The sequence below is a fragment of the Corynebacterium sp. ZY180755 genome (assembly GCF_054331495.1).
The window spans coordinates 2,244,978-2,258,764 of the sequence record NZ_CM135811.1 but is presented as its reverse complement, the minus strand read 5'-3'; the positions used below and the strand labels follow the sequence as shown (position 1 = coordinate 2,258,764).

Annotated in this window: 11 protein-coding genes; 3 read left to right on the top strand and 8 right to left on the bottom strand. The window is 58.5% G+C overall.

What is annotated here, in order from left to right; all coding sequences use genetic code 11:
* The first annotated feature begins 4 nt into the window (after positions 1-4).
* Positions 5-1,120: an HNH endonuclease signature motif containing protein gene (locus ACXM2N_RS10340; protein WP_458488421.1), complete on the top strand. Its 1,116-nt coding sequence runs from the start codon at positions 5-7 to the stop codon at positions 1,118-1,120.
* Positions 1,121-1,178: 58 nt separating this feature from the next.
* Here ACXM2N_RS10340 and ACXM2N_RS10335 read toward each other — a convergent pair whose 3' ends face one another.
* From ACXM2N_RS10335 to ACXM2N_RS10305, 7 genes are all read right to left on the bottom strand, one after another.
* Positions 1,179-1,562 carry a monovalent cation/H(+) antiporter subunit G gene (locus tag ACXM2N_RS10335; RefSeq protein ID WP_458488419.1) on the bottom strand — a complete coding sequence of 128 codons (384 nt, stop codon included), beginning with the start codon at positions 1,560-1,562 and terminating at the stop codon, positions 1,179-1,181.
* The gene (locus ACXM2N_RS10330; protein ID WP_458488417.1) at positions 1,563-1,835 is read right to left on the bottom strand and encodes a monovalent cation/H+ antiporter complex subunit F; all 273 of its coding nucleotides are present in this window, start codon (positions 1,833-1,835) and stop codon (positions 1,563-1,565) included.
* 3 nt (positions 1,836-1,838) lie between these two features.
* Positions 1,839-2,348 carry a Na+/H+ antiporter subunit E gene (locus ACXM2N_RS10325; RefSeq protein WP_458488415.1) on the bottom strand — a complete coding sequence of 170 codons (510 nt, stop codon included), beginning with the start codon at positions 2,346-2,348 and terminating at the stop codon, positions 1,839-1,841.
* A complete protein-coding gene (locus ACXM2N_RS10320; protein WP_458488413.1) occupies positions 2,348-4,243 on the bottom strand; it encodes a Na+/H+ antiporter subunit D in 1,896 nt (631 codons plus the stop codon). The genes ACXM2N_RS10325 and ACXM2N_RS10320 overlap by 1 nt, the downstream gene beginning before the upstream one ends.
* The gene (locus ACXM2N_RS10315; protein ID WP_458488411.1) at positions 4,236-4,727 is read right to left on the bottom strand and encodes a Na(+)/H(+) antiporter subunit C; all 492 of its coding nucleotides are present in this window, start codon (positions 4,725-4,727) and stop codon (positions 4,236-4,238) included. Before ACXM2N_RS10315 ends, ACXM2N_RS10320 begins: the two co-directional genes overlap by 8 nt.
* On the bottom strand, positions 4,728-7,715 hold the full coding sequence (locus ACXM2N_RS10310) for a Na+/H+ antiporter subunit A (RefSeq protein ID WP_458488409.1): 2,988 nt from the start codon (positions 7,713-7,715) through the stop codon (positions 4,728-4,730). It lies immediately after the preceding gene.
* Between the two features lie 351 nt (positions 7,716-8,066).
* On the bottom strand, positions 8,067-8,624 hold the full coding sequence (locus tag ACXM2N_RS10305; protein ID WP_458488407.1) for an acetyl-CoA acetyltransferase: 558 nt from the start codon (positions 8,622-8,624) through the stop codon (positions 8,067-8,069).
* A gap of 510 nt (positions 8,625-9,134) precedes the next feature.
* On the opposite strand from ACXM2N_RS10305, the gene ACXM2N_RS10300 reads away from it, so the two are divergent.
* Positions 9,135-10,205 carry an esterase/lipase family protein gene (locus tag ACXM2N_RS10300; protein ID WP_458488405.1) on the top strand — a complete coding sequence of 357 codons (1,071 nt, stop codon included), beginning with the start codon at positions 9,135-9,137 and terminating at the stop codon, positions 10,203-10,205.
* A gap of 63 nt (positions 10,206-10,268) precedes the next feature.
* Here ACXM2N_RS10300 and ACXM2N_RS10295 read toward each other — a convergent pair whose 3' ends face one another.
* Positions 10,269-11,648, bottom strand: a complete 1,380-nt coding sequence (locus ACXM2N_RS10295) for a M20/M25/M40 family metallo-hydrolase (RefSeq protein WP_458488403.1) — start codon at positions 11,646-11,648, stop codon at positions 10,269-10,271.
* A 424-nt stretch (positions 11,649-12,072) separates the two neighbouring features.
* Between ACXM2N_RS10295 and groL the strand changes: the two genes are divergently transcribed.
* On the top strand, positions 12,073-13,713 hold the full coding sequence (gene groL, locus ACXM2N_RS10290; RefSeq protein ID WP_458488401.1) for a chaperonin GroEL: 1,641 nt from the start codon (positions 12,073-12,075) through the stop codon (positions 13,711-13,713).
* The last annotated feature ends 74 nt before the right edge of the window (positions 13,714-13,787 follow it).

The following is a 13,787-nucleotide window of genomic DNA, read 5'->3' as shown; positions in this document are numbered from 1 at the left end:
TGCCATGACCGATGATCACGCAGCACTCCAGGATTACCTCACCGCTATGAACAGCGGTGCCATCCTGCTGCGCGCATTCCACGGCCGCAAACACTGGGAGTTTGACACCATCGCCCCACGCGACGCAAAAGAACTCATCCGCACCGCCGCCTGGTTATACGGCACAACCAGATACCGTCTCCAGCAACGCCGCACTGTCGAGGCCGCCATTGCCCATGGGTTCTCCCTGTCCGTACTCACCATGATCCGCGCACACGTAGAAAAACTTTCTACTGAACGCGAACAATGGGTGTTGTGGCGCGAACTCACCAACGCACCACGGCCTGCGGCGGTGATCAACACACTCGCCCTCAAGCGCGTGAAAGAACTGAAACAACCGCCCGCCAGACGCAACATTGCTATGCGTATTGTGCGTGGTGCAGACGGCATGGGCACCTTGTACTTCACCGCACCGCAAGCACACCTCGCCGACATCAACCGCAGCCTCAAAGAAACCGTGACAGCACTCATGGAGGCGGATAAAGATAAAACCAAGGACCAGGCCCGTGGTGAAGCCTTCGCCGAACTCCTCCGCGGCGACGCCGGTGTGCCCCAGGGTGGTTACACACCACTGGTGGTCGTCCCAGTAGAAGAACACGCCAAGATCATCCGCGGTGAAGGTGACGGCATTAAGGTGGTGTGTTCTGATGGCACCGTCCTATCGGATAAAGAGTATCTGGAGCGCTTGTTAGCAGACTACGGCCTGGTTGCTCTGGTGGATGAAGAAGAAGGCACACTGAACATGTTCCGCACACAACGGTTTGCCAACCAGAAACAACGCTATGCCGCGTTTGCGGAAAACCCCACCTGCGTAGCACCAGGATGCACGGTGGCGTTCGATGACTGCCAACTCCACCACGTAGTGGCATGGAAAAACGGTGGCGACACCAACATCACGAATTTGGTGCCACTATGTGCCTACCACAACGGGATCAACGATGATGACTGGTGGAACAACATCCACGGCCATATAGAAAAACGAGGGCCCTTTGCCTACTGGGTATCAGCCTACGGGTTACCGGATCGACGAAACCAGCACCCGCTGGCCATGCTCGGTGGCTGCAGAAAAATCTTCGGATAACCCCACCAAAAACTCACAACAGCCGTAACACCCCAAGGTGCTACGGCTACAGGCGCTGCTATTTGGCGCGTTTCTTTTTTCCTGCCGCGGGTGCTTCGTTGCGGGAGATGGTTTCTGGGGTTCCGTAGAGGGCCTCCCTGCGCACCACGCGGCCGAGTCGCTGGCCGGTGACTGGGCTAGTAAGGAGGGTGAAGAGCACCAGTAGGAGAAGTATTCCTATGTCGCCTCGTTGCCCGACGTCGAATTGGTCGTGACCAACCATGCGGATGATCGCGCCCAGGACGGTCAAGATGAGGCCCACGGTTTGTGGTTTCGTGACCACATGGATGCGCGACATTGAGTCTTTGAATCGCACGAGGCCGATGGCGGCTGAGAGCACAAAGAAGGCACCTAGGCAGATGAATACCAAGGAGACGATGTCAGTGATCAGTTGGACATTCATTTAGGCATCCTTCTTCCTGAAGCGAGCCACGGAGACGGTCGCGATGAAGCCAAGCAAAGCTACCACGATCATGGCGTTGGACACGGTGGTGTCGAGGGAGTAGCAAATGTAGGTTGCCAGTGCGCACTGCAACATCGCGGTGAGGCCATCGAGTCCCAGCATGCGGTCCATGGAGTTCGGGCCGGCCAAGATGCGGAAGGCGGTCAGGATGAATGAGGTGGCAAAGGCAATGGCGACGAGCAGGAGCACAAAGTTGTAGATATCTGGGTTCACTGTTTAGCTCCTTTCAAATGCTTCAATGAGGCGGCGTTCGAGTAGGGCGACGGCCTCGCGTTGGCGGTTAATGGTTCGGTCGCTGCTGGCGTCCAGGATGTGGACTACCCATCGGCGGTTAGCAATATCGAGGTCTGTCACCGTGCCACCTGGCTGCAGGTTGTACATGATGGTGGCGAGGGCAAAGACGGCCTCGGACTCTACGCGCATGGGCAATACCAAGATCGCGGTGTTTGGTGGATCTTGCCGACGGATAGACAGCCACGCTACTTGGAACGCTCCCTTGAATAGATCGACGAGCCATGTGCCGAGAAGCGTGAACAGGGGCCCAATGTTGACCTTGATGTTGCCAACAGGAACGGCAGGCAGCGGTAGCAGAAGTACCACGAGAAGGCCGATGAGCAGACCGGCCACCACGTTTCCAATGCTGAGTTCGCCTAAAAGCATGACCCACATTGCCGCGGTCCACAGGATGAACAGGGGGTGGAAGCGTCGTTTAAGCCCAGCAAACATTACTGCTCCTCCCGAGGGTTGATCTCATTGTCGCGGCCTTCCGTTGGTTCGGTGTTGTCTTCAATCGGCTCCACCGTGCTCGTCATTTCCGCGCTCGCGGCCGACTTACGGGCTGATGTGAGCGCATCGCGGGAAGCGCGGGCGGCAGTTGGGTCTGCTGGCGCCACCGTGGTGGAGAACTGTGTGATCGGCGGGATCGCTGTTGAGGATGCCTCAGATTTGCGCACGTTAAGGTCATCGCCGGAGGATTCGGTGACCTGGTTTCCGGAGTCAGTGCTGCGCGATGGTGAAGAATAATCCTCGCCCAGTACCGCGGAGCGGTAGACCTGCTTGTCCTGAACGGAATCAGCAGCGCGAGTGGTGACGGCGGAGACGGGGCCTGCCACGAGGGTCACGGAGCAGGATGCGATAACCAGAGCCGCGGTAGCGGCGACCATGCCCACCGGTGGGCGGCCCACGTCCACGCGCTCCTCCACATCGATCTCGTCGGTGTCGTCGGAAAGCAGAGACGGGCGCGCCATGACCGTGCTGCCATCAGGTGCGTCAGCGCGGTCGCGCCAGAACGCCTTCGCCCAGACCAGAACCATGGTGTAGAGGGTCAATAGAGACGTGACGATCGCGCCGGCCACCAGCAACCAGCTCAAGGTAGAGCCCTCGGACGCGGCGGCCTGAAGAAGCATGATCTTGCCCAGGAAACCGGAGAACGGAGGAATGCCGCCCAAGTTCAGTGCTGGGATCAGATAAAGCAGGCCGAGCAACGGGAAAGCCTTGGCCAGGGATCCCAAGCGACGAAGCGAGGAAGATCCGGCCTGGCGTTCGATGAGCCCAACCACCAGGAACAGCGCAGTCTGGACCAGAATGTGGTGAACCGCGTAGAAGATCGCGCCCGACAAACCCTGCGCAGTGCCCAGAGCCACGCCCAAGATCATGTAGCCGATGTGAGATACCAGCGTGAAGGACAACAGACGCTTGATGTCATTCTGCGCCATCGCGCCCAAGATACCTACCAGCATGGTGGCCAACGCCACGAACATGAGCAAGGTGTCTAGAGAGCCGTCCGTGAACACCACCGATCGCATACGGATGATGGAGTACACGCCCACCTTGGTGAGCAGGCCCGCAAACACCGCGGTCACCAGTGACGGCGCGGTGGGGTAGGAGTCCGGTAGCCACGAATCCAGTGGGAACACCGCGGCCTTGATGCCGAAAGCCACCAGAAGCACGGAAAAGATCATCGCCTGGGTGCCAGAAGGCACAGACTCCATGCGCTCAGAAATGTGGGCCATGTTGAGGGTACCCACAGCGGCGTAGGTAAGCGCTAGGCCAAGGATGAACACCATGGACGAAACCATGGACACCATGACATAACCCACGCCCGCACGAACACGCGCCTGCGATGCGGACAAAGTCAGCAGAACATAGGAGGCGACAAGGAAGATCTCAAAGCCCACGTAGAGATTGAATAGGTCGCCTGCCAGGAAGGAGGCGTTCACGCCCATGGACAACAGCAGGTACGTAGGCAGGAATACCGCAACCGGGTCTTCCTTACGACGATCGCGTACACCCTGCCCAATCGCGTACCACATCACGCAGAACAGAACGAGGGACGATACGGCCAACATCAGGGTGGACAACCGGTCCGCCACCAAGGTGATGCCCACTGGGGCGTCCCAACCACCGATCTGGAGAGTTTGGATTCCCTGCTTGTCCACCAGCAGCACTAGGAGGACAGACAGCACGATCATGGCCCCCAGCAGGGTCATGGTAATCCACATCTGCAGGCGCGGGAAGCGGCCCGCGACTAGAGCCAGGGCCGCGCCCAATGCCGGTAGCAGCACCGGCATGGGGATTATGGCTGGCAGCAGGGGGGCAAGCGCGTCAAGGAAACTAGTCATCCTTGTCCTCCTTCACTGGAGCCTCGAAAGACTTCGGGCCGAACGCGTCGCCGCTCCTAGTGACGCGGCCTGTATCTGGGTCATCGGATGCGTCATGGTCAGGGGCTGCAGATGCGATCATGGGGCGTGCTGCGATTGCTGCGTCCTCGGAGTCATCGTCCACAACGTCCTGGGTGCGGTAACGGTATTGGCGGTAAGCCAAGGTCAGGATAAAGGCGGTCATCGCCATGGAGATGACAATGGCTGTCAAGATCATGGCCTGCGCCAACGGATCAGCGATCTGGTCGCCGAAGATCAAGGACTCGCGGCCTTTGATCGGCGCGGAACCGGGCTCACCACCGGCCATGAGGATCATGAGGTTAGCGCCGTTGCCCATCAGCAGCAGGCCAATCATCATCTTGGTCATAGCGCGGTCAAGCACCAAGTACACACCCGCCGCAATGAGTACGCCAGCGGCAAGAGCGAGGGATAGGTTGGCTACCATTTATTTCTCCTCACTTGTTGTCGTTGCCATCTGTTTTCTTTCTGCTGCCTTCTTGGCCTGTAGTGCCTTTTTGCGTTCAACGTCGCGGCGCAGCCTGCGGGCGCGGTCGCGTGCGCGCTGCTTACGCATGTCCTCGTCGCGGTCGAGCTGGGCGCCGAGGGAATCCAAGATGTGAAGGATGAGGCCCACAACTACCAGGTAGACGCCGGCGTCGAAGACCAGCACGGAGGTAATGGACACCTTGCCAATCAATGGGATTTCCGGCGCAAAGTAGTAGCTGGTCAGCGGTGGGTTACCCAAGAAGATGGGGACGATCGCCGTGCTGATTGAGAGCAACATGCCGATGCCCAGCACGCGGGAGGCGTCGATAGGGAAGGTTGCCTCCAGCTCATCGCGGCCGCCTGCGAGGTAGCGCAGCGTCAGAGCTAGGGCGGCCACCAGACCGCCGGCAAAGCCACCGCCTGGTGCATTGTGGCCCACGAAGAAGAAGTACACGCTGAGCACCATCATGGATGGGAACAGCAGGCGGGTGACCACGTCCACCAGGAGAGACCGGTTGCGGGCCTTCTCGGTGTTGGACTGCGCCATATCGGCGCCAGATGAAGCCAGCCAGCGGCGCCCACTGGCACTGAGGGTAGGGCGGCGGGAGGAGCGTCGGAAGCTGCGGGTGCGGTAGACCAAGGAGGTCACACCGACGGCGGCGATGACCAACACCATGCTCTCGCCGAAGGTATCCCATGCGCGGATGTCCACCAGAAGGACATTGACGGCGTTTGCGCCATGGCCGATCTCATACGCCAAGTCCGGGATGAAAGACGCAACGGATTGCTCCGAGCGGGCGTTGACCGCGAAGACACCAAAGACGGTGACAGCCACGCCCACGGTAACCGCCATCCACGCGCGGAAACGGGTTGCGCGAGGACCGGCCTGCCACGTGACGTCCGCCGGCAGTCTGCGCAGAACCAGCATGAAAATCACCATGGTGGTGGTCTCAATCAGAAGCTGGGTGAGGGCGAGGTCTGGGGCGCCGTAGGTGGCAAAGATAAACGCAATGCAGTATCCGATAACGCCGGTCATGACGAGTGCGGACAGGCGGTTATGCATCACGGTGACGGCGATGGACATCAAAATAATGATGACGGCCGCAACACCCTGCAGAGGTGAGTTCCACAGCTCCATGCGGATATCTGTGCGCGCACCCAGTAGCAGGGACACCATTGGTGTAAGGGCGAGGCAGAGGAAGATGATTCCCAAGTTGATAGCCAGGGAACCGCGCTGCGTGGATGCAGTCAGGCGCAGGGAAACATTGCGCAAGAAATCCAAGACGCTGTCGTAGGCGTCGTTGGCGTTGCCCAGAGCTGGGGTCTGGAAGTAGAGCTTGGCCACGAGGTGGCGCTGCCAGAACATGATCGCGCCCACGGTGACAATGACGGCGGAGATGAGCAATGGGACGGTAAATCCGTGCCACAGTGCGAGGTAGGACGCCTTTTCTCCCTCCGCGAGCGGATGGACCGTGTGGACGTGGACTTCCAGGAACTGGGAGATCAGCTTTGGGAACAGACCCAACACCACAGTCAGAGTAGTCAACACAGCCGGGGCGAGCAGGAGCTTGAACCCAACGCGGTGCATGTTCTCCACCGCCGGTGATACGCCACCGCCAGTGGGGTGGGTCTTTGGCTTGGTAGAGAATGCGCCATGCAGGAAGTGCAGGGAGTAGGCCATGGTCATGATGGAGCCAACCACGTAGCCCACCAGCACTATCTTGCCCGGCATGCCAATGAGCAGTGGCTCGTGCAGGATCATCTCCAGCACAGCCTCCTTGGCCACGAAGCCAAACAGAGGCGGGATGCCAGCCATGGATGCGGCTGAAATGAAGGCGAACAGCGCAAGCAGGGGCTGCTTGCGGCCGAGGCCGGAGATCTCGCGAACGTCGCGGGTTCCGGAGCAGTGGTCGATCGCACCCACGATCATGAACAGGGTGGCCTTGAACAGTGAGTGCGCGAAGGTCAGGGCGAGGCCGGCCAGGAGAGCTTCACGGGAACCGATGCCCACAACGGTAATCATGAAACCAAGCTGGGAGACCGTGCCGTACGCCAGGATCAGCTTCAGGTCCTTTTGGCGCAGGGACATCCAACCGGCCATCACCATGGTCAGAATGCCCAGTGGCATGATCACCAAGTACCATGCCTCAGCGAAGTTGAATGCAGGTGACAGGCGTGCCACCAAGTAGATGCCTGCCTTCACCATGGCCGCTGAGTGAAGGTAGGCAGACACGGGGGTCGGCGCAGCCATGGCGCCGGGCAGCCAGAAGTGGGCAGGCGCGATGGCGGATTTTGTCAGCGCACCCGCAAGCATGAGCACGATGGCCCACGAAATATTGTTGGTGCCTGCGAGGTCCATGGTGACCAGTTGGGAGATGGTCCATGCGCCTGTTTCTTTGCCCAGCAGGATGATGCCCACGAGCATGATGAGGCCACCGAGTCCTGTGATCATCAGTGCCTGGGTAGCGGACCGTCGTGAGGATGCGCGTTCGCCGTAGTATCCCACCAACAGGAAGGAGAGGATGGAGGTGATCTCCCAGAACACGTACATCAGTAGCAGGTTGTCTGAGATGACGAGACCGTACATGGCCATCGCAAATGCGGCCATCTGGCCCGCGAACCACCTCAGGCGCTTAGGTGCATTGTCAAAGTAGCCCCAGCAATACAGCAGGACGAGCGTTCCAACGCCCAGGATGATCAAACTGAACAGCGCAGAAAGTGAGTCCAGCCTGAACGTGAGGTTGAGATTGGCGCTTGTCATCCAGCCGTAGTGGGCAACAATTGCGCCACCGGAATCGAACGTTCCTCTGATCAAGTGTGACAGCACCCAGCCGAAACCAATGGCTGGTGTGATGGCAAGGAGCCCGAACGCGGGCCTACCAATGACTCTGATGAGGAACGGGGCTAGAACGGAAGCGCCGGCGAGTGCAAGCAGTAGCAGGAGCACGAGTCGGTGAATCCTTTGTTGGTTGTGGGCTTAAATATCGAATTGCGCGTGATTAAGCGTCAGGACACGATAGGCCTGAAGCCACAAAAGACCACAGCATTTAACTCCAACAGCGCACTAAGGCACTACTACTAAATGCAATCCTCTCTTCTAGTTTCAATCCTGTTGCGTCCTCGTATAGATCCTTTATCCACTCAGGTGGGATAGCGACACTTGAAAGGGACTAAGACGCGTTTCACACTTTTCACAGCCTACATCAAAACGGGGTTAGTCGCATACACATTGTTTATCGAGTGAAAAGCCCAAAAAACCCACTCGGCAGAACCTCGAGTGGGTTAGATGTGGCGTGTTTTAGCCGTGGATGAGCTCGGATGCGGAGTTCATTGCCGCAACCATGGACTGCTCACGGGTGCCGCCAAAGCCCATTGCCCAGTGCTTCTTGTTGTTGTCGCCTGCGTAGATGAAGGTGACGGTAGCTTCAAAGATTTCGAACTGGTGGAAGGAGTAGATTTCGACGCGGCGGCCACGATCGGCCAGGAGGTTGGATACTGCCTGCATTGCGCCGGATGCCACGATGTCGGTGACTTCTACTGTGCGGCCGGCTGGGGTGTTGGTGGTGATCTCAACGTTGTAGCGGTTGTATGCGCCGCGCAGGCGCTGAATCTCGGTTAGATTGACGCGGATGTTGGATGCTGGCGCGTAGGTGCTCACAAAGGTCCGCCACTGCATGCCACGCGCCTCGGAACGTAGTCCCACGGGGAGCTTGTGGCCAAAGCGTGCGCGGAATGGGTCATCTGCAAAGACGCGAGTGGTGGACTGCTGTGGTGCCTGCTCGGTTGCGGTGATTGCCGGACGGTGGAAGCTCGTGAACGTGGAGGTGCGTTCCGTGGTGATGGTGGAGAATGACATGGGTATTACGGTCCTTGAAATATACGTGTTCTGCTTAGTGACCTTGGTAGCGTGAGTCGATCGTGTGGATGGCTGTGGTGGGCCGGGATCGACGTTGGGTTTCGGTATTGGGTGGACCGTTAGCTGTTGGTAGCTCATTGAAGTTGTTGAAACTGTCACCGAGTGTTAGGTGCTGTAAGTCACAAGTGGCAATGGTATCTGCTGTCGTATACACATGCAAGTCGGACGTCTGATGTCCTAGGCGGTGTTGACTTGAAACACTCTCGGGAAATCCCCATTTGTCCAGGTAGTGGAGCTGAGTGTGCACGGAAATCGGTGCAGCGTCCGCCTGCTGCGGTGGCATTGCTTAGGGGTGGTTGTTGGGCACTGACTCCGTAACGTTGTACCTCGCGTTATCGATACGTAAGGACAGTGGCGCGATTCGATAGCACGTGTGCTATCGGTGTACGCTCGCCCGTCGGTCATGTTACGGGGAAATCCTGAAAATTTCGTTACGGTGAGGAACAGATAATGAAGCGTTTCCGGATCTTGTCAGTTTTGCTTGCGCTGGGGCTTTCTTCAGTGCCTGCCACTGCTGCGGCGTCAGCTGTCACAGAGCAGATTCCGCCCGCGCATGAGAAGGCTTTTAGCTGCGTAAGCGATGTTGCTTCATCCGATGCCAAAAAGACCGTCCTGCTCGTGCACGGAGTAGGCACGGATAGTACCGGTACGTATTCGTGGAATTACGAGAACTCTTTGCAGCAGCAGGGGTTTGACGTGTGCACGGTTGATCTGCCCAGCAGTGGTCGCGCTGATCTGATTGACTCGGCTGAGTATGTATCTTCCGCGATCACTCTTGCGCACAATCGCTTGGGTTCTCCGATATCGGTGATCGGCCACAGTGGTGGCCCTACCGCTACTTTGTGGGCGCTGCGTTATGACGCTGAGGCTGCGGCCAAGGTTGATGATTTCGTATCCTTAGCGGGCGCTTTGCACGGCACCACTTTTGTTGGTGCGCTGTGCCAGGTCCTGGGGGAGTGTCCTGCCATTGGGTGGCAGATGACCGTGGGCAGTGATTTTATGAAGGCTGTCCATGCCCAGCCGCTACCTGAGAATATTTCTGTGACGTCGGTGTACTCGCGCACGGACTACGGAATTCAGCCGGCTAATAAGGTGTCCCGTCTGGAGGGGGCACGCAATGTGGCGGTTCAGGATGTGTGCGCGAATAAGATCCCTGGTCACCTCGGAATGCTGGTTGATCCCGCGGCTCAGTCGCTTGTTGTTGATGCGCTCGAGCACGATGGTCCTGCAGATCCGTCCCGCATTTCCCGTGAGGTGTGTTCCAAGCCGGTGGCGTCCGGTTTGGACGCGGTGGGCTCGGTGCGTTTGCTGGGAAGCTTGGGGGAGTACCTCAAGATTTTGACTGAGCCTCGTTTGCCTGCTGAGCCTACGCTGCCGGAGTACGCCCAGAAGGATCTTCAGGAGAACCAGGACTCTTATGAGTACGGCAACCTGGGGTCCTCAGAGGGCATTGTTGGTAGCTCTGAAAACTTTGGCAAGGGGCTTTCCGACGCCGCCTCCGCCGTCATTCCAGGCCGCTAGCGCACCCCGCGCAGCACAAGGGGGCCACAGCCTTTAAAGGCTGTGGCCCCCTTGTCGTGGTTGTTACTTGCCGTAGCTGAGGAGGAATCCTGCTTCTGCAATCGCGATGTTTTCAATCTCGGTTGGGTCTACGGACTCATCTGGGGAGTGGATGGTGGACTGTGGCTCTTCCACACCAAACAGTGCGAGCTCTGCATGAGGGACTGCTTCCAGCAGTTCCGCGCACAGTGGGATGGATCCGCCGGAGCCGTTGATGGTGAGGTCCTTGTTGCCGTAGGCGGCGGACAGGCAGGTGCCAAACTTTTGTATGGCTGGGCCGTCAGTATGTGCGGTAAACGGGTTGTTGATGTCTTCTACCTCAACCGCGATTTTTGCGCCCCATGGCACCTTGGCTTCGAGGTGCTTCTTGGTTGCTTCGGCAACCTCGGCGGCGTCCATTCCTGGTGGGACGCGCAGGTTCAGGCGCGCTTGTGCGGTGGCGGGCACGGCGTTGACGGCCTGATCGACTGGGGTGGAGGTGAAGCCGGTGACGGAGATGGCTGGGCGGGCCCAGACCATGTCGGCTGGGTCGTCGTCGGCGGTGCCCATGATCTGTGTGCCGTCGAGCATGCCTGCGTCCTTGCGGAAGGTGTCGCGGTCATAGGAGGCGCCTTCCCACTTCTTGAGGCAGTCGATGCCGTCAATGCAGGTGCGGCCGTGCTCGTCGCGCAGCGTATCGATGAGGCGGATCAGCGCTGCCGCGGCATCCGGTGCGGCGCCGCCGAAGGAGCCGGAGTGCACTGCGGCGTTGAGAGTGTCCACGGTGACGGTCAACTGCGCGCCGCCGCGCAGGGACACGGTGGTGGTTGGCTCGCCCACGGCGGCGTTGCCGGAGTCTGCGATCAGGATGACGTCGCTGGCAAACAGCTCTGGCTGGGACTTGATGAGGTGGGAGAGCTCTTCGCCGCCCATCTCCTCGGAGCCTTCGACGAGGAACTTGATGCCTAGGTCCGTGCCGCCCAGCTTCTCGACGGCGCGCAGGGTAGCAAGGTGCATCACGAGGTTGCCCTTGCAGTCGGCCGCGCCGCGGCCGTACCAGCGGCCATCGCGCTCGGTGAGCTCGAATGGGTGGTTGGTCCACGCCTCGACGTTGCCGGCAGGCACGACGTCGTAGTGTGAGTACAGAAGAATGGTCGGTGCATCACCTTTAGGCTCCTTGGTGCCAATGACCGTGGTGGCCCCGCCCTCGTATGGGTATTCGGTGACGTCTAGGCCCAGCTTGTTCATCTGGTCCACCACCCACTGGCGCGCGCCGTCGTGCTCCGCTGCAAGCTCGGGGACGGAGTGCACGGAGTTAAAGGACACGATCTCCTTGAGGTCGGTGAAGATCTGCTCGCGTTGGGCGGTGATGTTGGCCCTTAGCTTCGACACTAGTGAATCAAGATTGTTTTCATCAGTACTCATAACTGTCCAGTGTAGGCATAGCTGGAACACCTTCGCATATAGTGCGGGTTCTCAGAGCAAAAATCGCCACAGGTGAGCGAGGTTGGGGAATGCGCCTAGCTGGCAGTGCTCCCAGTAATGCACAGCGTTACGCAGTACGCGTTTGCTCAGTCAGCGCACGGTAGGCGGGATCGTTCTCTTATGGCGTACGCGCGTTTCTTGCACTCTAAGGTGCCGACTGCTAGAAACGAATTAGCACTATAAATGTCAGAGTGCTAAAAAATGACAAAACTATATGCGGTAGGCGCTTGCGGCTACCGTCTTTCCTAAAGGTGAGGAAGTCTTACACACTCAAAGCCTTCCGTGCCGTCGCGGGCGCCTAACAAGGGAAGATACATGACGCCGAGTGTCGTCTCTCAATAATAAATAAGGAGAACATTCACTTATGGCAAAGATCATTGCCTTTGATGAGGAAGCACGTCGCGGCCTCGAAGCTGGCCTGAATACTCTGGCTGACGCCGTTAAGGTAACCCTCGGCCCTAAGGGCCGCAACGTCGTTCTTGAGCGTGGCTGGGGCGCACCAGTTATCACCAACGACGGTGTTTCTATCGCTCGCGAGATCGATCTCGAGGACCCATACGAGAAGATCGGCGCAGAGCTGGTTAAGGAAGTAGCTAAGAAGACTGACGACGTCGCAGGCGACGGCACCACTACCGCAACCGTCCTGGCACAGGCACTCGTTCGCGAGGGTCTGCGCAACGTTGCGGCTGGTTCCAACCCAATGGGCATCAAGCGCGGCATCGAGCAGGCTGTTAAGACTGTTACCGAGAAGCTGCTGGCAGGCGCTAAGGAAGTTGAGACCGAGGAAGAGATCGCAGCTACCGCTGGTATCTCCGCTGCTGACCCTGCTATCGGTGCTCAAATTGCTAAGGCTATGTACGCCGTAGGTGGCGGCAAGCTCAACAAGGAGTCTGTCATCACCGTTGAAGAGTCCAACACCTTTGGTGTTGACCTCGAGGTAACCGAGGGTATGCGCTTTGATAAGGGCTACATCTCCGGCTACATGGCAACTGACATGGAGCGCCTTGAGGCAGTTCTTGAGGATCCATACATCCTCCTGTTCTCCGGCAAGATCTCCAACATCAAGGATCTCCTCCCACTGCTGGAGAAGGTCATGCAGACCGGCAAGCCACTGCTGATCATTGCTGAGGACGTTGAGGGCGAAGCTCTGTCCACCCTGGTTGTTAACAAGATCCGCGGCACCTTTAAGTCCGTTGCTGTTAAGGCACCAGGCTTTGGTGACCGCCGCAAGGCACAGCTGCAGGATATGGCCATCCTGACCGGCGGCCAGGTTATCGCTGAGGAAGTTGGCCTGTCTCTGGACTCTGCTGACATCCCACTGCTCGGCCGTGCACGCAAGGTTGTTGTTACCAAGGATGACACCACCATCGTTGAGGGTGCTGGCGACGCTGCTCAGATTGAGGGTCGCGTCAACCAGATCCGCACCGAGATTGAGAACTCTGACTCTGACTACGACCGTGAGAAGCTGCAGGAGCGCCTTGCAAAGCTTGCTGGCGGCGTTGCTGTGATCAAGGTTGGTGCTGCTACCGAGGTTGAGCTCAAGGAGCGCAAGCACCGCATTGAGGACGCTGTCCGTAACGCTAAGGCTGCTGTTGAAGAGGGCATCGTTGCCGGCGGTGGTGTAGCACTGCTGCAGGCTTCCCACGTTCTGGACGATGACCTCGGCCTGGCTGGCGATGAGGCTACCGGCGTCAAGATTGTTCGTGAGGCACTGTCTGCTCCACTGAAGCAGATTGCTCAGAACGCTGGCCTCGAGCCAGGCGTTGTTGCTGACAAGGTTTCTAACCTGCCTGAGGGCCAGGGCCTGAACGCTGCAACCGGTGAGTACGTTGATCTCATGGCTGCGGGTATCAATGACCCAGTTAAGGTCACCCGTTCTGCTTTGCAGAACGCTGCATCCATTGCAGCGCTGTTCCTGACTACCGAGGCTGTAGTTGCTGATAAGCCAGAGCCTGCTGCTCCTGCAGCACCAGGTGCTGATGAGATGGGCGGAATGGGCTTCTAATTCCCTAACCCCTATCTAGCCTTACAGGCGCCACCCCAGTGTGAACTGCTCCCCATTAGTTGGACTGGGTTAAT